We start from the raw sequence: 20033 nt of genomic DNA on the forward strand, positions 1-20033 counted from the left end.
GTTCACTCTTCTGACTTAAGTGGTGGCGGAAGTGCATGCCGATCATATCGAACCACTCCCGTATTAAAAAGAATAGAAACGCCAAATATAAAAAATAAAGCAGACCATATTGGTCAGCTTTATTTTTTGATTCTCTATGAGGTTCGCTTGATTATTGAACTATAGTATCCCGATATTGAATGAGAATTCTTCCCTTTTAGTGATCCGAAATCGGCCATCATTAAACTCGAGCGGTCCACTATTTGGTAGACCTTTCAATCAGTTCTCAAACATCGGCTCGATTGTCACAAAATGAATCACAGTATCGTTATATTCCTTATGAGCAAATAGCGGATGAGAGTGATTGAAGAATTTACCGATAGCTGTACATTGATTCATTAACTTCGACAGGCTTTGATGTTAATTCAAAATTTACATTTCATTCCAGATTCACTTCTGAGAAATGAGTTGTCAAAAACAATAAAGTGAGGTACAGCAATGACACAACGTGTAAATTTCGCTCAGCAATCACCAGAACTTTTCAAAAAGTTCTTAGCTCTTCATAACGCTATGAAGGAAAGCGCAATTGAAGATAAGACCCTCGATCTCGTTTCGATCCGGACTTCGCAATTGAATGGTTGCGGATTCTGCCTGGATTTGCACCTCAAGCAGGCCAAAATCCATGGCGAGAGCGAGCTTCGCCTCTATCATATCTCGGTTTGGCGGGAATCTAATCTGTTCACCCCGCGCGAACGGGCAGCTCTTGCATGGACCGAGGTCTTGACCAAATTGCCTGAGCAAGGCGTGTCTGACGACATTTATGACCATGTTCGCGGGCAATTGTCTGAAAAAGAAATCTCGGACCTGACCTTCTCGGTCATGGCGTTCAATAGTTTAGACCAAATAAACATCGGCTTCAAGACTGTGCTCGGTCGTCTTACTCGGCGTTTGGAATAACTTCGCCTGCTGAGCAGCTTCATTTTTCTACATTCATGCAGCCCCCGATAAAGTCCATATAAATGCCTGTTTGTTTAATAAAATGAGCAGGCCACCGCAGCGCCTGCTCATTCATTATTATTCAACTACCGTGACCCGTTAGCGTTCCCTTTTAGGTCTAGAAAATATTAGCATCAGAAAGTTCTTTCCTCAGCTTCCCATCTTGCGACCTCTTCCCGAACTCGCGGCGCGACTTCCGTTCCCAATAGTTCAATGGCTTTCATAACATCCTCATGCGGCATGGTGCCGACGGGTAAATGCAGGAAAAATCGTGTAAAGCCTAAATGTTTGCGCATGTGAATAATTTTGTTGGCCACCGTTTCGGGATCGCCTACGTAGAGTGCGCCTTCTAAGCTGCGGGCGGCATCGAAGTTTGAACGGCTATAATGTCCCCAACCGCGCTCTTTACCAAAATAATTAAATGATGCCTGAGTGGGAGGGAAATACTTCTCGACCGCAAGCGAGGTACTCTCTGCAATGAACCCGAGTGAGTGCACGGCTATCTTTAATTTCGATGCATCATGTCCTGCACGGGTAGCAGCGTTCTTATAAAGCGGCACGAGCGGAGCAAACTGCAAGGGACTCCCGCCAATAATCGCCAACACAAGAGGCAGTCCAAGCACGCCTGCTCGTATTACCGATTCCGCATTTCCCCCACTGCCAAGCCATACGGGTAAAGGGTTCTGAACCGGACGCGGATACACACCAAGATTCGTAAAGGCAGGTCGATGCCCTCCTTTCCAGGATACCTTCTCCGAGTCCCTTAATTTTAATAATAGTTCCAATTTTTCCTCGAAAAGCTCTTCATAATCTTTTAAATCATAACCAAACAATGGGAACGCATCGACCATAGAGCCTCGACCCGCTATAATCTCAGCACGTCCATTTGAAATACCATCGAGCGTGGCAAATTGTTGAAACAAACGTACTGGATCAACAGCAGAGAGCACGGAAACCGAACTGGTTAAGCGTATCCTTTTGGTCATGGACGCGGCTGCCGCCAGCACAACGGCAGTAGCGGAATCCCCAAATTCCTTACGATGATGCTCGCCGACCCCAAATACATCCAACCCAACCTGATCGGCAAGGACAATTTCTTCCACAACCTCACGCAATCGCTGCGCATGACTTATCGTCTCGCCCGTTAGAACATCCGGAGTTGTTTCGACAAACGTATCTACACCTATTTCCATTTTCAAATCCCCCTAAATACAAAATTATAATAAACATCCTTCTTACAGAAAAAATCCGACCGCGTTCAGTTATTCTAAAAACCCTAATAATATATATCCTATAATTATTTATTATAATAATATACATAATATATCTAGTGAATTAATTTGTCAACATATGAAAGACGCCTGAATAAATGGATAACGGGTAGTAACATCAAAAACATTGACTTCTCAGAGATGAATTTCCTTTGTCACCCACACTTCACTAAACACCCGTTAGGTGAATAAAGGCTGCCGTTTGTGACAGATGAATTGTTCGTTCGTGTTCCTGCAACATCTATTCAATCTAATTAATTGCTTCTTTTTCCTGCGGATTTACATCGAGAATGAGGCCCAGTCCTCATGGTTCTCAAGCGGCAAATCTAGCTTTTTGCCCTGTCGTTCAATACATAGGAATGCCCATGCATCCCCTACAATATCAACTATCTAGTGTTTACTTCCTCTCATTGGCAAGCTGCTTGCGTTACTCCAACACAGGCAATCCGCCCTAACCCCAATTCTTGGTGTCGCTGCCCTTACCTCGATCTCTGTTTAATTTGTTCATCGAAATAGCCTACATGAATTTGTTTTTAATATAACCATATAAAATAGCCCGACCTAGTAGGTCGGGCTATTTTATATGGTTATTTCGATTGTTTTTTCTTCGTTGAACTTCCCATTATTTATATCGTCCAGCAAATAAGTGAGCATAATCTTCTTAGCGACCCACATCAGAATCATTCCGCTATCAAAATAGACAACTAGGAAAGGTAGGTGATCTTGGAAGTAATCGACGTTCTTGGCTTAGCAGTTGGAACCTCCGCCGGATAGCCAATGGCAAATACGCCAATAACATCGTAATCTTGCGGCACATCGAGAATTTCACGATTATGAGCCGCAGCCCCCAAAGAAGCCCAATAAACGCCGACACCCGCTTCATGAGCGGCTATTAAGAAATTCTGTACAAAACATGAGACAGCCATGACATTCTCATCACGTTCAAAGGAAGTGGCACCGGGTTTAGACAATACAGCAATGATGACAGGTGCACTGCCAAAGTCCGTTTTATGATTTAATTTGGCTCTTGTTTCTGGTCCGACAAAAAGGAGCTCCCATGGTTCGTTTAAACGATGATTAGGCGCATAACTTGCAGCTTCCAGCCAAGATATCAGATCGCTTTCGTTAATTGGCTGAGGGTTGAAAAATTTAATATTTCTGCGGGTTCTAATTACATCAGTTACTGTCATGATTCACATCATCTCCATCACTATTATTTTCGTTTTCAGGGGGTGCTTCGCGAAGCTCAAACGATTGGATAAACTCTTGGATAATCGCATCGGTTGCTTTTAATTCACCACTTATAACTTGTTTTATGGCGTCGAATTCCGGCTGATTCAGTTGTTGCAGTAAAGTGGAACGCTTCGTGTTAAGTCTCTCAAGGAACGCGATCGCTCTGCCTCGACGAAAGGTTTGGGCGCTTTGAAAACGTTCCTTTTTTCTATCACCATGTTCATGTCCCCGGTTTCCCCTATGCTCACTATGATCATGATGCCCTTTGTGTTCATGTCTTCCCTCGCGCATTCTAACTCCTCCTTAGTTTGTATGCATTTGTATACAATAAGCTTTATGTATACAAATGTATACCGCCTCATGGTGAATTGTCAAGAAATTATTGGTTAGAAGGTGTGCAGCATTAAATTGTTGATGAGCAATTGTAATCTTTATAATCTCAAAGCTCGATTGAACCTTCCAACTGAGCATAGCCGGTACGCCTGCTAGAACGAATATCGGAGCCCGCTAATAAAGATAACCATGGCAGCCGATAGCGCATCATAAAAAAGAGGATTGATGGGAGTATCCATCAATCCTCTTTTCTCTGGCAATGGTCTCATGACTTTGCCTGGCAGCTCTTTTTTCATACGCGTTATTTATTAGCAAAAAATGATGCCAGCAGGATGAGAAACATTATAATCAATCACATATTCATTGCTGGAATAAGAGTCTCTTACATCTGCCTGCGTTTAAGCATTAATCCGCTAAAATCGCGTCAATGCGCTGAATAACCTCTTGCGTCAACGTAAGCTCACTTGCTTTGCTATTCTCCACAATCTGATCAGGACGGCTAGCGCCGACCAAGGCGCTGGCGACGTTCGGCTGGCGGAGCACCCAAGCGATAGCAAGCTGCGCGGTAGAGAAACCAAGCTCCTCCGCCAACGCCTTCAGCTGATCCACACGGGTTAGATGCCAATCGCTCAAATAACCTCCGATATACATATTAGAGCTTGCGTCCAGCGCGCGGCTGCCCTGCGGCTTTCCTGCTTCCCCGCGGCTGTATTTCCCCGTAAGCACGCCTTGTGCAAGCGGCGAGAACACGACCTGGCTTATGCCGTTGCGTTCGCCAAGCGGAATGATTTCCTTCTCGATTGCGCGGTGGAACATATGGTACTGCGGCTGATTAACCACGATGCGGTCAAGCAAATACTTATCTGCTACCTGCAGCGCTTCCTGCATCTGCGCGGCCGTCCACTCGCTTACGCCGACATAAAGCACCTTGCCGGAACGAACAAGATCCTCAATGGTGCGAAGCGTCTCATCCACCGGCGTATTCGAATCAAAGCGGTGACAATAATATATATCGATATAGTCAAGCCCAAGCCGTTTCAAGCTGGCATTCGCTTGTTCCAAAATATGCTTGCGGGACAAGCCGCGATCGTTCGGCCCCGCCCCCATTTCACCAAAGACCTTCGTCGCTATGACGTAAGACTCGCGGGCATAGCTCCGCAAAGCAGCTCCTACTACCTCCTCTGCTTTACCTCGCATGTACACATTGGCTGTATCGAAAAAGTTGATGCCTAAATCATAAGCCTGCGCGATCGTTTCGGCTGCCGTTCCGTCATCGACCGAGTTTCCGTACGTCAACCAGCTTCCAAGACTGATTTCACTTACCTTTAAGCCCGTTCTACCGAGATTTCTATATTTCATGTCAACCTCCGCTGCGTTTATTTTTTAGCCGTTCATCCTAATATTGACGGTCGTTTTTTTCTACTATTGGCTGGTTATATATCTGTGATCCACGAGATTTCACGCCTAAGCAAGCTCAAAAACCCCGAATGCAGCAACCCCTCTTCGCGATGGGCCGGCGTTACGCAGCTTACTCTCCCGGCACCATAGGGATGACGCCAGCCTGCAATAGATTCCCCGTCTTCTGAGAAGGAGCGAAGAAAAACCTCCGTGTTCTCCTCATCGCAACGCACAAAATAATGCTCATCCACAAATGAAAACCGATCCTGCTGGCCGTCGTCCGCCGGGGCATAGCTCACCTGCTTGTTCTGCTCGGGATGCGATAAGAAATAACCGCGCAGCATCTGCGTATAGCTGCTGTCAGGCGGATAGGAGGCTAATCCGGAATGCCAGGCTAACCAGCCTCCGCCATTTTCTACGTATTGCACGATCTGATCCGATAGAGCGGGCGTCATCCATTTTAAATCCGGCTGTTCAATGGGAGCCACGCGGTCCTCTGCGAACAATACGACGGCAGCCGGATGGTCGTGCAGCTCTCGGATTAATTGGTCCGGATTGCTGACGAGATGCACCTCGATTGCTGACGCAGCGATATGCTCAGCTAACGCTTTATGCAGTGAATCGCTTGCGAGCTCTTTCTTATGATAGAAATCGCCAACTAATGCGACTAGCCTTTTCATTCTGCTCCTCCTCTCGTAAGCTAATGCGTTTACAATTTCATTGGAGCCCCGGTATGATCAATAAACAGAACATCCGTTTCGATTTTCCGTTCTACTAGGTCGAGAATACCTGCAGCAGAAACGGTCGCATCCCCTGGAGCCTGCTCTCCACCCATATCCGTTCTAATCCAGCCCGGATGGAGCGCATGAACGATAATTCCTGACGGCGCAAGTTCCTGGCGAATCTGAGCCGAGAACATATTCAGCGCCGACTTGGAAAGTGCGTAGGAATAGTCCCCCCCATATGCGCCGGCAAAGCTGCCTGCCTCCGAGCTAATATTAATGACGCATGGCCTCTCCCCTTTGCGGAGCAGCGGCAGGAAATGCTTGAGAACAACAATAGGACCGTATAAGTTCGTCTGCAAGGATTGCTCTACCTGCTCCATATCAAGCTGTTCGAGCTTCTGATCTCTGCCAAGCAATATTGCTGCGCTGTTAATGACAGCGTCAAGACTGTGAATGCGGCTTCCGACTTGCTCGTATGCGTAACGGACCGAATTCTCGTCCGCAACATCAAGCGGCACTATCGTTACCTGTTCTGGAAATCTCGTAACCAGCTCCTGTAAGCCCTCTGCAGCAGAGCCTGGGCTCCGAACCCCAGCCAGCACATGATGTCCTCGCTCACAAGCTTCTGCAGCAAGCGCAAGGCCTAACCCTCGATTTGCACCCGTAATCAAAATATTCATATGGTTTATTTCCTCCTATCAATCCATGCTTTTGTATTTGCTTCGTTGCCTATCAAACGGCTGCTATTTCTTGTCGTTCTCCAGCAGCTCCAGCATGATTTTCAACTGTTTAAAGGTATCCATATATGCGTAGCGCCCGCCTGTATATTCTCCTTTTTGCACCAAGGCCATACCGTTCTTTTCCATTGTGGCAACCTTTTCTTTCATCCCATCCACTACAAAAGCTATATGATGCGGGCCCTCTCCATGCTTATCAAGATGCTCTCTCCATGTGCTTGGATGCTCATCCGGTTCAATAAGCTCAAGCTGCAAGGATCCCATATCAAAAAAAGCAAGCTTTGCACGCGCCACCGACGACTCTCCGTTATATTCGGTCTGCGCTTTGTCTACCGTATCGGTCCAAAACCAGGCTGGCTTCTCCACGCCAAAAAAATCGGCATAAGCTTGCGAGGTCTCATCAATATCATTCACCAAAAGTCCAATTTGCGTAATAGCCCGTGTTCCAAGCACATTGTTGTCCATGCTCATCTCTCCCTATGTTTTATTTTGATAGATTTCGTTTTTCTATTCGTAAAAAAGCAATATCGCCTTCTGCTATACCAGTACAATACAACGATCTCTTACGAACGCTACATACCTATCACCCCTCTCGCTAATTTCAACCTCATCATATGAACGCGCGTTCATTTTGTGGAAAAGAAAACTGAATAAGCAGTCCGTTAAAACGTATTCCGCCTGTCTGGACAGTCCCAACAACTGTACAAACACTTTAACAGGAAAACCTCCAGCTATTTTGCGTGAAAAGGCGGTTTCTTCTCGTTTAACTGGAATTTCTCCCTTTAATTATAAGTAAACCGCTGCAAACAGCGACAATCAGCTAATTTAGCAGGAGAAATTCCTGTTAATCATATTTACAGTTTCCAACTCTCCCAATTAGCAGGAGTTTTTCCTTTTACTGGATACGGATCCTTCATTTCCGTTCCGCATCGTTGGCCTTTCCAGACGCTATTCTGCTAATGAGCCTAGCTCCATGAACTGTTCCCCTGTTCTGCTGTTCTGCTGTTCTGCTGTTCTGCTGTTCTGCTGTTCTGCTGTTCTGCTGTTCTGCTGTTCTGCTGTTCTGCTGTTCTGCTGTTCTGCTGTTCTGCTGTTCTGCTGTTCTGCTGTTCTGCTGTTCTGCCAATGAGCCTAGCTCCATGAACTATCAGCAATCAGTCCGCTGACGCCAAAATACAGCACACTACAATCAGACTGTCGTTACGCTCTGACAGGATTCCCTCACGATCAGCTTAGTTCCCGCGGCTGAAGTTTGGAAGGCATCCGCCCCTCGCTCGATGCTGGCTATCAAGGTTTTTGTCAACTGATCCATCATGTCAGCGAAATCAATCTTAATCGTCGTTAAAGGAGGATTGTGATGCTCGCTTCTAAAATGATCATCAAAGCCGATGACAGAAACATGCTGCGGCACGCGAATTCCAGCCTCTTTCAGGGCGCGAATCGCACCAAACGCTACACTGTCGTTTGCTGCAAATATCGCTGTCGGGAGCTCTGTCGTCGCTTTCAAAAAATCCTTAATGGCCTTGTAGCCGCTTGCTTCGTTAAAATCACCAGGAAGTATCCACTGCTGATTAAGCGGCAGATTATGCCTTTCCATCGCAGCCTGAAAACCCCGCCACTTGGACGGTCCCGAAAATCGGTTCATATCCCCGTTTATCATGCCGATCCGAGTATGCCCCAAGCTTACTAAATAATCGACAGCCAGGCCTACGCCGGTTTCATTGTCGAAGTTGAACACAATCCGGTTCGGTTCAGTCCGGCCGGGTAAATGCTGGTCAACGATAGCAACCATAAAGCCTTCCGTGATCAGCTCTTCGATAAGCGGTTCATGATTGGCTGCCCCGATAAATACGCCTCCATCAATTCTACGTTGGTAGAAGCTTTCCTTTATGGTCCGGATTTCCTCCGGCTCCTTCATGTCCCGTACGATATGCGTCAGCACATAATAGCCCTGTGAAGAAGCGCTTTCAATATTTTTCGCTAACAGCAAGCTTGAGATGCTGTCGCCAGATACGCGTCCGGAATCGATCATGAACAAACCAATCGTTCTAGTACGTTTCCCGGCAAGCACCTGCGCGGATAGATTCGGAAAATAATTGTATTGCTCAATGACCTTCATGACCTTTTGTTTCGTTTGCTCCGGCACGTTGGAATAATTGTTGATGACCCGGCTGACCGTGCTTCTCGAAACACCAGCCAGTTTGGCAATTTCCGTGCTGTTTATTTCTTTATACAACCAAAAACCCCCACCCGTAAACACGCGTTTATGCGCATATGGTACCAATGATTGCATCCGCTGTCAATCCATAATTGCAGGAGGCTCCCGTAACAGAGCCTATAACCATACAGCGAAAAGGCCGTCTTCCGGATGTTCTCCTTCTGACAGCCTCGGTCGCATGAACTGCTATACTGCCATTTCGGATTACAGCAATGTTACCTTGTTTCTCTATGGACCGTTACGCGTTTGAGCCGCGGGCTGTATTTCTTGACCTCGAGCCGCTCTGGCGTCGTTCTTTTGTTTTTTGTCGTTGTATAGTTGCGGTCACCCGTTTCTGTACAAGCAAGCGTTACGATTACTCTCACTGCATTCACCTCCCAAAAATCATAAATAAAAATCAATGAACGGTTTGCTCCATTTGCTCCTCCAATGCATTCGGGAACTCATCTGAAATATCGCTCCAATCCAGCAAAAGCTCGCTGTCGCTAAGCAGGCAGCTGTCAAGCGAATCAGTCAGCTTTGCACGGTCCATGGAAATGCCGATAAATACAACCTTATTGATGCGATCTCCATATTGATCATGCCAAAGCCCCGCAAGCTCCGGGTCTTCCAGCAGCACGGCTTCGCGCTCGGCCTCAGGCAAAGCAGCCGCCCATTGCCCAGCAGGTCCGAATTGGATGGATGGTCCCGCTTGGCTTAGGCTTTGCGCGTATTGATTTCGAGTCGCCAGCCAGACCATGCCTTTGGCACGAACGATTTCCTCCGGCCATTCCTTCATCCAATCCATAAGGCGCTCCGGATGGAAGGGCTTCACCCGTTCATAAACGAAGGAGGATATCCCATACTCTTCCGTTTCAGGCGTATGCGCAGGCGCAGCCATCTCCTTCATCCAGCCAGCCGATTGGCTGGCCTCATCGAAGTTAAATAACGAAGTGTTCAATATCGCCTTCGGATCAACTTCGCCTTTGGAGGTTCGAATGAAAGTTGCGCGCGGCTGCAAGGCACGAAGGACGCCTTCAAGCTCCGCTAGTTCCTCTTCGCCTACGAGATCGCATTTATTTAATATCAGCACATCGCAAAATTCAATTTGGTCAATCAGCAGGTCTACGACCTCGCGGGTATCATCCTCGCCTACCGCTTGGCTTCTCTCCAGCAGCGTTTCGCCGGATGAATAATCATGCCAGAAGCTGTAAGCGTCAACGACCGTTACCATGCAATCCAGCTTGCAAAATTGCGTCAAATCTACTCCTTGCTCTTCATCGATGTAGGAGAAGGTTTGAGCAACAGGAACCGGCTCGCCCACGCCAGTCGATTCAATTAAGATATAATCAAAACGGTTCTCCTTCGCCAGCTTCTCGACCTCCTTCAGCAAATCCTCCCTAAGCGTGCAGCAAATGCAGCCATTGGACATCTCGACAAGCTTCTCATCCGTACGAGATAAGCCTCCGCCATCCTTAATGAGGCTCGCATCAATATTCAGTTCGCTTAAGTCGTTGACAATGACCGCGACTTTAAGCCCGTCTCGATTGTTTAATACATGGTTTAAAATGGTCGTCTTTCCTGCACCCAAATAACCGCTCAATACGGTCACTGGTATTTTATTCGCTTTCATAGTGCACCTCTGTTCTATTCTGATCCTCTTTAGGGTTCGTTCAATACGTAATTATTACGATTAGTATTTAAATAAAAAGCCGCTCCTGACGACTAATAGTAACGATTACGCTTTACCAGTATAGCAATAGCTATTATCTTCGTCAAGATCGTAGTAATTACGTTTGATTTTCATACTCCCTCAATCTTATTTCCTTTTTTAATGAGCAAGCCGCTTCTTACTAAAGCCATACGGTATTATAAGGGCTCCTATAGTTAACGAAACGATATCCCAACATGCCAAGCGCGGCGACGTCCAATAACTTTTTGAAATCCGTATGTAACTTTATGGGTATTTTTACGTCTTATTGGTTATGCGACAAGCGTAAACGGCTGTCTCCGACTTTTAGCAGCAACAGCAGTCGTTTTGCGGGGATAGCTCAGCACATTTATGAGTGAAAACTTATACATTCCTAAATAAAGGTTGGAGGATACTCCGGATGATTAAATTTTGGAGCATTATTTTATTGATCGGAATAACGACAGCATGCGCAAATACCGGAGTTCCTTCTTACGATGCGACGGCGGGCTATAAACCATCGGCCGTAAATGAACAATTCGTTGTCCCCCTTCATGCTGAACAGCAGCCATCAACATTTAGCAATCCCAACATTCTAAAGGGCTCTACGTACCATCTCAAAGGCATAGGCGGCGAACAAGGCCTTTACCCGCCGCTGGCATATTTCGAAGAGCTGAGCAGCTTAGGCTGGAACGAGCTGGAGGATAAAAGGCTGGGGCATACCCATTTCTTCAGTAATAACCAAACCGTTATCTCTGTTGTTATCAAAGAAGATTTCATTCAAATCTATGAATTGAAAAAAGACGCAAAGTATTAAACCTGATGCCCTATAAAAAGAGAGCCCCCGCAGTTACCAACTGCGGGCAGCTCTCTTTTGCCAAAGCGAAAATTGATATTTACTCCTACTCCACTCGTACCGCATGCTTCTGAGCCAGCAGTGACAGTTCCGCCGCTTTAAAGGTATGCTCCTGAGTCATTGCAACTTCCGTGCCGTTCAAGCAATCTAGTATCAGCTGGCCAAAATACGGAAAACCTACCTTGCCGCCCAGCTGCATATGCTGCTCCCCGTCCGCGTTTACCAAATAAAGCTGATCGCCTTCTTTTTCCCTGCCGATATCGATATATTTACGCAGCTCGATATATCCATCCGTTCCGAGAATGATGGTACGGCCGTCACCCCAGGTGCCAAGGCCGTTTGGCGTGAGCCAATCGACACGGAAATAGCCGGTTGCCCCATTGTCACCCACAAGCATCATATCGCCAAAATCCTCTAACTCCGGATAATCCTTATTTGCGTAGTTTGCAACCTTGCTGTTCACGACATTAGCATTCTGATTGCCTGTAAAATACAAAAACTGCTCGATTTGATGCGATCCGATATCACAGATAATGCCACCATACTTTTCCTTCTCGAAAAACCAAGCCGGACGGGAGCCAGCATTCAAGCGATGCGGCCCAAGGCCCATGACCTGTACGACACGTCCGATTGCGCCCTGCTCGACCAATTGACCGGCAAACACTGCGCTTTCCACATGCAGCCGCTCACTGTAGTAGACGGCATATTTCTTGCCGGTTTCCGAGTAAGCCACACGCGCATCCGCAAGCTGCTCAAGCGTCGTAAACGGCGCCTTGTCGGTAAAATAATGCTTCCCGCTTCGCATGACACGTACGCCAAGCGGACCTCTCTCTGACGTAATCGCTGCAGCGGCAACCAGCTGCACCTCAGGATCAGAGAGCACCTGTTCTTCCGAATCTGCAGCCTGCACTTGAGGATATTGGCGAATAAATGCCTCCACCCGTGCTGGGTCGGAATCGTAAACCCACTTCAAGGTTGCTCCCGCTTCGACAAGTCCGTTACACATGCCGTAAATATGTCCATGATCCAGGCTGACGGCAGCGATGATGAACTGCCCCTCCTCTACAACTTTGTTGGGCTTGCCCTTAGGCGCGTATTTCATTCCGTCCGTTTTACTCATTTGCCAACTTCCTCCTTCTGAAATGACGAGTTCAAAATCCGATCCTGCAAATGCTGGTGGAACAGCTCTTCATCGATTGGAAGATCAACCCAGTTGTCAGTCCAAGTAGAGAGCAGCATAGCATTTGACAGCATAAGTCCCTTAATGCCTTCCTCACCCGGCGCGATCAACGGCTCATCGAACAAGATCGCATTCACAAAGTTTTGCGTAATGCCTTTATGGTCCGGATAGCTGCCTTGAACCGGAATTTCGCATTTCCAGCATTCCGGCTGGCCAAAGCCGCCTGTAAATTGTTTATTGAACTCAGGCTCAGGCACGCGCAAACGCCAGAAGGTCAGTTCATTATTTTCGATGACGATTTTCCCGCGATCACCGCTAATTTCAAGCCGGTTCGTTCCTGGCGCTTCGCCTGTTGTTGTAACGAATACGCCGGTGGCACCGTTTTCATACTCCACGAAAGCCGTAACGTCATCCTCAACCTCAATATTACGATGCTTGCCGAAATAACAAAATGCACGGACGCGCTTCGGCATCATGCTGATCGTCCACTGCCACAAATCAAGCTGATGCGGATCTTGATTGAGCAAGACGCCTCCGCCTTCACCAGCCCAAGTTGCCCGCCACGTACCGGAATCATAATAGCTTTGAGAGCGGTACCAGTTTGTAATAATCCAATTAGTGCGTTTGACCTCGCCCAGTTCTCCCGCATCAATCAATTCTTTCAATTTCACATATAACGGATTCGTACGCTGGTTATACATCATGCTGAATTTCACATTCGCTTTGCTGCCCGCCTCATTCATTTGGCGAACCTGCTTGGTGTAAACGCCTGCCGGCTTCTCGCACAGCACATGCAGTCCACGCTCAAAGCAAGCGATTGCAAGCTCTGGATGAGAGAAATGGGGTGTTGCAATTAGCACGCCGTCGATCAAGCCCGAATCCATCATCTCATACGGATCAGCATAGAGGCCCACTTGGTCGCCAAGCTTTTCTTTCGCCCATTGAAGATTTGCTTGTATGCTGTCGCTGACCGCGGTAACTTCGACCCCGCTTACTTCGCCTTTCAATAAGTAACCAATATGACCTTTGCCCATATTACCCAGCCCGATAATTCCCAAACGAACGATCTGCATCCGGATGCCGCCCCTTTATTAAAAAGTGTGAAATGATTATGCTTGCTAACTTGATTTGTCTGCCTCTATGGTAACATTTTGGGGTCAAGCCGACTTCATTCGCGTTATCCTGTTTACGCTTTTATTTGACTGTGGTTGGTGTATAATGAGGGTACTTATGAGAGGGAGTCGATCACATGAGCACGCAGCACCGAATCAGCGCACCTTTTACGATGGGTACCAGCTCTGACTTTAACGCTCAGGTCCAGTACCATACCCATTTCCACTATGAGATTTATTACTTCCATGGCGGCAAAGTGAACTATCTCATAAATGACCGCATTTACGTACTTGAACCCGGCGATCTTCTTCTTATGCACGGAATGACGCTTCACCGTGCGCATATCGATCCCAGCGTGGAATATCACCGCTCCACCCTTCATTTCGATCCGTTTTATTTTAAGCAATTTATCCAGCCGTCTTTTGCAACGGATTTGCTAGAGCCATTCAAGAAGCTTCATAATGTAAGACTTCAGCTGCGCGGTGCCGAGAAGGCAGAGGTCGAAGCAGCGCTTCATCGCCTTGGTCAGCTGTATTCCCAGCAGGACACTTTCTCTTATCAGCGCTTTCAAGCGCAGCTGCTTGATTTGCTGATTTTGATCAATCAGCTTTGCCAGAAGCCGCTAAAGGAAAAACCTATCTTTCCTTCATCTAAGGAGCAGCATGTCCAATCGGTCATCTCCTATTTGGAATGCCATTTTAACGAGGATATTACGCTTGAGGGCATTCAAGCCGAGCTTCATTTAAGCAAATATTATTTGGCGAAAACATTTAAAGAGGTTACGGGCTTTACTATTTTTCAATTCCTGATGCAGCGAAGAATTTACCAAGCCAAAATCGAGCTGATCGATGGCGTGCAGCCCATAACCGACGTAGGTTACGAGGTCGGATTCAAACATCCCTCGCATTTTAGCCGCGCCTTTAAACTTCATACGGACTTCACTCCCGAGCAATATCGCAAGCAGAATCAACTCCGTCAAAACAACGCAGAATAGCTTCAATCCAAATTTATGGATTGGAGCAGTTGACCCATTTAGTTGATAAGCGTATTATTGTTATATCAACTAAATGACAGGAGCAGATGAAACCATGGAATTGAAACAATCAGTCGGATATATCATTAGCAACACGGGACGCCGTTTGAACCAGCGGCTGCAGCAGCTTTTCCAAGAACATGACATTACGCCTGAGCAATGGTCGCTGCTGATGTGCTTAGACGAGCATGATGGAATTACGCATAAGGATTTGGCACAACGTACGGACAAAGATCCTGCCAACATTACGCGTTTAGTCGATCAACTCGAGCGAAAAGCACTGGTTAGGCGGGCAGCAAACCCCAATGACCGGCGCTCGCAGCTGCTCTATATTACGGATTCTGGCAGGACAAGCGCTCATGAACTTGCGCCGATTGAGGCAAATTATGTCGAGCAAATGTTAACGGATATCTCGGCGGAAGAAATTAAAGCATTTATGGACTTTATGTCCAAAATCAACAAAAATGCATCAGCCCATTAACCATTCAGAATACTAGTATCACTTTTTCATGGGGGCATGTCTATCATCTGAGAGGGGAACTAGCATTGAATACCAACAAATTATGGAGCGCTGACTTCGTAAAAATATGCTTAAGCAGCTTTTTCTTATTTTTCTCGTTTTATACGCTCGCTACGGCATTATCCGTTTATGTCACGAACGGGCTTGGCGGGTCGGATACGCAGGCCGGATTGTCTATGACCGTTTTTGTTATTGCTTCCGTACTGCTTCGGCCCTTCGCCGGCCAACTCATGACCAAGTATGGCGAGCGTAAAATAGTCATTTTGTCTTTGCTTCTTTTTCTAGTGTTTTCGGTCGCTTACCTAGGCGTTTTTGGTTACGCCATGCTGCTGCTTGTTCGTTTTTTTCATGGAGGCACCTTTGCGATTGCAACCACCTCAACGAACACCACGGCAATCGGAATTATCCCGGAACATCGCAAGGGTGAAGGCATCAGCTATTTTAGTTTGTTTATGAGCTTAGCTATGGTTATCGGCCCATTCGTCGGCTTGACGATTACGACACATGGCGGATTTACGGCGATGTTCGTTTTATGCGCGGTGTGCTCGCTTATCGCATTCATGCTCGGCGCATCAACCAGGCGTCAAACCCGTGAGCAGAAAGCGGCTGCCGCAGCGAACGAACAACCCCGTTTACAAAACAAGGGCAGGCTGCGTTGGCGGGATCTCGTGGAGCGGAAGGCCGTTCCGATTGCGCTCAGCGGCTTTGTCGTCGCGTTTGCCTATAGCGGATTAGTAACCTTTATGTCCGTCTATACGCATGAGCAAGCCATTGATCAATATGCGAGCTATTTTTTCGTCTTCTTTGGCATAATGATCGTTTTGCCTCGTCCGATAGTCGGGAAATTGCTAGACCGCGTTGGCGAGCATGTCATTGTTTACCCTAGTATTGCCGTCTTTACGATTGGTATGCTGCTGTTGAGCCAAGCCGATTCGCCCGCGATGCTGCTTGCATCCGGTGCCATCATTGGCCTTGGATACGGTGCCCTGCTGCCCTGCTTCCAAACGATTGCCGTACTCGCGGCACCCGCTCACCGCAGAGGACTCGCCACCGCTACGTTTTATTTACTGTTTGACCTCGGTTATGGAATTGGCTCTTATTCGCTAGGAGCGCTGGCTACAAGCTACGGGTATAGCGCTATGTATATGCTATGCGCCATTATTATCGCCTTTTCCTCCGTCATCTATTATATCCTTCATCATAAACGCAAACGCTTGACAGGTGCTGGCGGCGAACCTGCTTTGGGATCATCCAAGGCTTAAGATTTACTTTCTTCCTGTTCCTGTACGGGCAATATAATTTCCACGACCGTGCCCTCATTGATCACGCTGCTGATTCGAAGCGTACCCTTATGCGCTTCGATAATACGCGTGCTGATCATAATCCCCAGGCCGGTCCCTTTCTCCTTCGTCGTTACAAAAGGCTCCCCTATCTTCTTGATTAATTCCTCGGGTATGCCGATGCCGCCGTCCTTAATTCGTATATGCACGTTTCCGTCATCTGTTGTGGCTACCGTTAAGACAACCTCTCCCCCTTGGGGCATTGCCTCAAGGGCATTTTTAATTAGGTTCAGAAATACCTGCTTCAACTGATCCGCATTACAAAAAATCACTGGTCTAGTATGGTCAAAACAAACCTTAAGCTCCACATTCAATAAAATTGCTTGTGTTTCCAATATCGAGAGCACGCTTTGTAAAATAGGCTCAAGCCGTTCGTAGTTAAATTGGGTAAAATGCGGCTTGGCCAGCGTCATAAATTCATTAACAATGAGCGTAATGCGATCAATTTCATTTGCCATAATTTCAAAATATTGCGGCTGCTCGGGATATCTGGCACTCAAAAGCTGCGTAAAACCTTTGAGCGCTGTCAGCGGATTACGGATCTCATGCGCTACACCAGCTGCAAGCTGACCAATCGCAGACAGCTTCTCCGAGCGAATAAGTACCTCCTCCGAGCGCTTGCGGTCGGTCAAGTCTCGAATTACGCTGAGCATAACATCCTTGCCCATATAATTATTGATCCGGATACTTGATATCTCCACATCCATGAATTGCCCTCCAGGACGAACGATGATTCGTTCTTGAAAGGGGGTCGCATCATCCGATGACATGATATTATGGACCGTCTCAAGGGACGCGTTATGCTGGCTTGGGTGAATAAATTCAAATATGCTCCTGTTAATAACCTGACTTTCTTCATCTAAACCGACCAACTGCAGGGCAAGCTTGTTCGCATAGACGATAATCCCCTCATCGCTTATCACAATGGGTTCGGGAACGAATTTGATCATTTTCTGATAGAGCTTCGCGCTGTCTCTCAGCAGCTTCTCTTTTTCACGTTTAAAAGTAACATCTTGTACCGTTCCAAGTAAGGAAGGTAACCCATCCAGCATAATAAGGGAACTGTTCCCTTCCACATAGATAGGGGTGCCGTCTTTTTTCTTCCCTTTAAACTTGAGCGGGAATTGTATGTTACCGTTAGCCATACTCTGCATCACTTCGTTTTGGATCCGATTGACTTCATCTTCCGACATCAAATCAATCAGCGAGATCATTAGCAGCTCTTTTTCCGAATAACCGAACATATCGCCCAAATAGGGATTGACGTATACGATGTTATTTTTTTGGCCAACGAACACGCCGGCTACGACGTTCTCCATTAGGCTTTTGTATAAGAAATCCTTCTCATGCAAGGAGGCTTCCATACGAATCCGGTTCGAGATGTCACGGATAATGAGCTGAACAGCCTGCTTCCCTTCAAACATCACTTCAACAGCTCTCAGCTCCACCTCAAATGGCTCCTGGTTTAAGCGAAGCAGCTTGTAATTGATAAACTTAGACGGATTTGCATCACGAATAAGATAATTAATATTAACCGGAAATAATTCCAAAAATTCAGGGTGAACGAATTCGTTCATGGGATGCCCGATGATTTCATCCAGTCTGCTGACACCAAACATGCTCAGTGACGTACGATTCGCAAATACGATATATCCTTCACAAAAAATAATAAGCCCGTCAGGGAGCATATGGACCAAATGCTGGTACCGTTCTTCACTTTCTCTCAAACGCTCATTAATGTTATTGCTTTCCATCTGCATGACCCACCTTATTGGAGCAATTAACTTTATCTGTTTGTTACTTTCAACATCGCCAGCCGTCTTCCTGCTCCGCAAAAAGATTTATATGTAAAAAACATAACCGCCAATTCGTGCATGACCGAATACAAGCTGTTCGTCAAGCTGCTAAAGCCTTGATCTTCTCATTAGAGCGCTTCTGGAACTGAGCAGGCACTTTCCTCTTTACGGTCCGATTCGCCTATAAACTCGGACATCTAGACTTCGCTTACAGGTTTAACGCCCGTCTCTATCATCAGCAGCTCGCCTGAAGCCGTATCCAGCTGTTTAATCCGCAGCTGGATGTCCGCATTTTTCGACAACTTTTTCAGTCGTCGAACTTTGGAACTATTTTTGGAAATTGTATGGCCAATCAAAAAAGGGACCGCCCTAAAAGTAGAATCATCTACTTCAAGGACAGTCCCTCAACCTATATTAATATTTAGCCTTCAAGAAGAAGTGCTTCCGGATCTTCTAGAAGCGCTTTAACCATAACAAGGAAGCGAACCGCTTCGCTGCCGTCTACGATACGGTGATCGTATGACAATGCGATATACATCATCGGACGGTTTTCCATACGGACGTCATCGATAGCTACCGGACGGATTTGAATTTTGTGCATGCCGAGAATACCAACCTGCGGCGCGTTAAGAATCGGAGTCGACAGCAGGGAACCAAATACGCCGCCATTTGTGATCGTGAAGCTTCCGCCTTGCAGATCAGAAATCGCTAGTGTGTTTGATCTTGCTTTACCTGCAAGCTCAACGATATTTTTCTCAATTTCAGCAAAGCTTAGACGATCAGCGTCACGAACGACCGGAACGACAAGACCTTCCTTAGCGGAAACCGCGATACCGATATCAAAGAACTTTTTCGTGATAATATCTTCGCCGTCGATTTCTGCGTTAAGCAGAGGGAATGCTTTGAGCGCGCCAACTACTGCCTTTGTGAAGAACGACATAAAACCAAGATTCACATCGTTTTTCTCGAAGAAAGCTTGCTTACGGCGTTTGCGCAAATCAAGAATCGCTGTCATATCCACTTCATTGAAAGTCGTCAGCATCGCTGCCGTACGCTGCGCTTCAACAAGGCGGTTAGCGATCGTAACCCGGCGACGAGACATCCGTTTGCGTTCCGTCGGCTTGCCGTCTTTGCTTGCGCTTGCTGGCTCAGCTTGCGAGAGCGGTGCAGATTTAACCGGAGTCGCTACTGCAGGAGCAGGAGCTTGTCCTTGTGCTTGTGAGAGATCAATGCCTTGCTCACGAGCACGCTTGCGTGCTGCTGGCGATGCATTGATTGCTGCTGCACTGTCGCTTACAGATGCGGCCTGCTGCGGAGCAGGCGCTGCAGCAGGAGCTGCAGGAGCGGCAACCGCCGCCTGTTCTGCCGCTGGAGCAGCCGGTGCGGATGCTCCAGCTCCTTCACCGATCGAACCGATTGCTTCGCCTACAAGCACAACATCTCCGTCTTGCTTAGCGATGCGTGAAACAACACCGCTGTTGTCTGCGCTAATTTCAATGTTTACTTTATCGGTTTCAAGCTCTAGCAGGACATCTCCTTGACTAACAGAGTCGCCTTCCTTCACGAACCATTTGGTAATCGTGCCCTCAGATATGGACTCGCCTAATTCTGGTACTATAATTTCAGCCATTAGTCA

General features: G+C 47.0%; 21 protein-coding genes. 5 read left to right on the forward strand and 16 right to left on the reverse strand.

Features of this window, described 5'->3' with window-relative positions; all coding sequences use genetic code 11:
- Positions 1 to 477 precede the first annotated feature (477 nt).
- The gene (locus AC1DLI_RS03495; protein ID WP_477599701.1) at positions 478 to 936 is read left to right on the forward strand and encodes a carboxymuconolactone decarboxylase family protein; all 459 of its coding nucleotides are present in this window, start codon (positions 478 to 480) and stop codon (positions 934 to 936) included.
- A 173-nt stretch (positions 937 to 1109) separates the two neighbouring features.
- Here AC1DLI_RS03495 and AC1DLI_RS03500 read toward each other — a convergent pair whose 3' ends face one another.
- The 11 genes from AC1DLI_RS03500 to AC1DLI_RS03550 form a co-directional block, all read right to left on the reverse strand.
- On the reverse strand, positions 1110 to 2168 hold the full coding sequence (locus AC1DLI_RS03500; RefSeq protein ID WP_477599703.1) for an LLM class flavin-dependent oxidoreductase: 1059 nt from the start codon (positions 2166 to 2168) through the stop codon (positions 1110 to 1112).
- 782 nt (positions 2169 to 2950) lie between these two features.
- A complete protein-coding gene (locus tag AC1DLI_RS03505) occupies positions 2951 to 3436 on the reverse strand; it encodes a nitroreductase family protein (protein WP_477599705.1) in 486 nt (161 codons plus the stop codon).
- The gene (locus AC1DLI_RS03510; protein WP_477599707.1) at positions 3423 to 3770 is read right to left on the reverse strand and encodes a hypothetical protein; all 348 of its coding nucleotides are present in this window, start codon (positions 3768 to 3770) and stop codon (positions 3423 to 3425) included. The genes AC1DLI_RS03505 and AC1DLI_RS03510 overlap by 14 nt, the downstream gene beginning before the upstream one ends.
- Positions 3771 to 4217: 447 nt before the next feature.
- Entirely contained in the window at positions 4218 to 5171 is a 954-nt protein-coding gene (locus tag AC1DLI_RS03515) for an aldo/keto reductase family protein (protein WP_477599709.1), read from the reverse strand.
- Positions 5172 to 5245: 74 nt separating this feature from the next.
- Positions 5246 to 5890, reverse strand: a complete 645-nt coding sequence (locus AC1DLI_RS03520) for a ThuA domain-containing protein (protein ID WP_477599711.1) — start codon at positions 5888 to 5890, stop codon at positions 5246 to 5248.
- 29 nt (positions 5891 to 5919) lie between these two features.
- On the reverse strand, positions 5920 to 6615 hold the full coding sequence (locus AC1DLI_RS03525) for an SDR family oxidoreductase (protein ID WP_477599713.1): 696 nt from the start codon (positions 6613 to 6615) through the stop codon (positions 5920 to 5922).
- Positions 6616 to 6678: 63 nt separating this feature from the next.
- Entirely contained in the window at positions 6679 to 7137 is a 459-nt protein-coding gene (locus AC1DLI_RS03530) for a VOC family protein (RefSeq protein ID WP_477599715.1), read from the reverse strand.
- A 448-nt stretch (positions 7138 to 7585) separates the two neighbouring features.
- Positions 7586 to 7798, reverse strand: coding sequence for a hypothetical protein (locus AC1DLI_RS03535; protein ID WP_477599717.1), 213 nt, complete (start codon positions 7796 to 7798; stop codon positions 7586 to 7588).
- A gap of 63 nt (positions 7799 to 7861) precedes the next feature.
- On the reverse strand, positions 7862 to 8908 hold the full coding sequence (locus tag AC1DLI_RS03540; protein WP_477599719.1) for a LacI family DNA-binding transcriptional regulator: 1047 nt from the start codon (positions 8906 to 8908) through the stop codon (positions 7862 to 7864).
- 197 nt (positions 8909 to 9105) lie between these two features.
- Positions 9106 to 9255: a 50S ribosomal protein L33 gene (gene rpmG / locus AC1DLI_RS03545; RefSeq protein ID WP_053377650.1), complete on the reverse strand. Its 150-nt coding sequence runs from the start codon at positions 9253 to 9255 to the stop codon at positions 9106 to 9108.
- A 32-nt stretch (positions 9256 to 9287) separates the two neighbouring features.
- Positions 9288 to 10502, reverse strand: coding sequence for a GTP-binding protein (locus AC1DLI_RS03550; RefSeq protein WP_477599722.1), 1215 nt, complete (start codon positions 10500 to 10502; stop codon positions 9288 to 9290).
- 478 nt (positions 10503 to 10980) lie between these two features.
- Between AC1DLI_RS03550 and AC1DLI_RS03555 the strand changes: the two genes are divergently transcribed.
- On the forward strand, positions 10981 to 11376 hold the full coding sequence (locus AC1DLI_RS03555; RefSeq protein WP_477599724.1) for a hypothetical protein: 396 nt from the start codon (positions 10981 to 10983) through the stop codon (positions 11374 to 11376).
- An 85-nt stretch (positions 11377 to 11461) separates the two neighbouring features.
- Here the strand turns inward: AC1DLI_RS03555 and AC1DLI_RS03560 are convergent, their stop codons facing one another.
- A complete protein-coding gene (locus AC1DLI_RS03560; RefSeq protein ID WP_477599726.1) occupies positions 11462 to 12535 on the reverse strand; it encodes a Gfo/Idh/MocA family protein in 1074 nt (357 codons plus the stop codon).
- Positions 12532 to 13668 (reverse strand): Gfo/Idh/MocA family protein, encoded by a 1137-nt coding sequence (locus tag AC1DLI_RS03565; protein WP_477599728.1) that lies wholly within the window; start codon positions 13666 to 13668, stop codon positions 12532 to 12534. Before AC1DLI_RS03565 ends, AC1DLI_RS03560 begins: the two co-directional genes overlap by 4 nt.
- A gap of 176 nt (positions 13669 to 13844) precedes the next feature.
- Between AC1DLI_RS03565 and AC1DLI_RS03570 the strand changes: the two genes are divergently transcribed.
- The 3 genes from AC1DLI_RS03570 to AC1DLI_RS03580 all read left to right on the forward strand — a co-directional run bounded on the left by AC1DLI_RS03570 (position 13845) and on the right by AC1DLI_RS03580 (position 16523).
- Positions 13845 to 14702: a helix-turn-helix transcriptional regulator gene (locus tag AC1DLI_RS03570; protein WP_477599730.1), complete on the forward strand. Its 858-nt coding sequence runs from the start codon at positions 13845 to 13847 to the stop codon at positions 14700 to 14702.
- A 94-nt stretch (positions 14703 to 14796) separates the two neighbouring features.
- Positions 14797 to 15222, forward strand: coding sequence for a MarR family winged helix-turn-helix transcriptional regulator (locus AC1DLI_RS03575; RefSeq protein WP_477599732.1), 426 nt, complete (start codon positions 14797 to 14799; stop codon positions 15220 to 15222).
- 65 nt (positions 15223 to 15287) lie between these two features.
- Positions 15288 to 16523: an MFS transporter gene (locus tag AC1DLI_RS03580; protein WP_477599734.1), complete on the forward strand. Its 1236-nt coding sequence runs from the start codon at positions 15288 to 15290 to the stop codon at positions 16521 to 16523.
- On the opposite strand, the gene AC1DLI_RS03585 is transcribed toward AC1DLI_RS03580, so the two are convergent.
- The 3 genes from AC1DLI_RS03585 to odhB form a co-directional block, all read right to left on the reverse strand.
- Positions 16520 to 18355, reverse strand: a complete 1836-nt coding sequence (locus AC1DLI_RS03585) for a PAS domain S-box protein (protein ID WP_477599736.1) — start codon at positions 18353 to 18355, stop codon at positions 16520 to 16522. The genes AC1DLI_RS03580 and AC1DLI_RS03585 overlap by 4 nt on opposite strands.
- 239 nt (positions 18356 to 18594) lie before the next feature.
- Entirely contained in the window at positions 18595 to 18753 is a 159-nt protein-coding gene (locus AC1DLI_RS03590) for a hypothetical protein (RefSeq protein ID WP_477599738.1), read from the reverse strand.
- Between the two features lie 65 nt (positions 18754 to 18818).
- Complete coding sequence (odhB, locus tag AC1DLI_RS03595; RefSeq protein WP_477599740.1) at positions 18819 to 20027, reverse strand: 2-oxoglutarate dehydrogenase complex dihydrolipoyllysine-residue succinyltransferase; 1209 nt, start codon at positions 20025 to 20027, stop codon at positions 18819 to 18821.
- Positions 20028 to 20033 lie beyond the last annotated feature (6 nt).

It is taken from the genome of Paenibacillus sp. 01T443, from assembly GCF_056398325.1.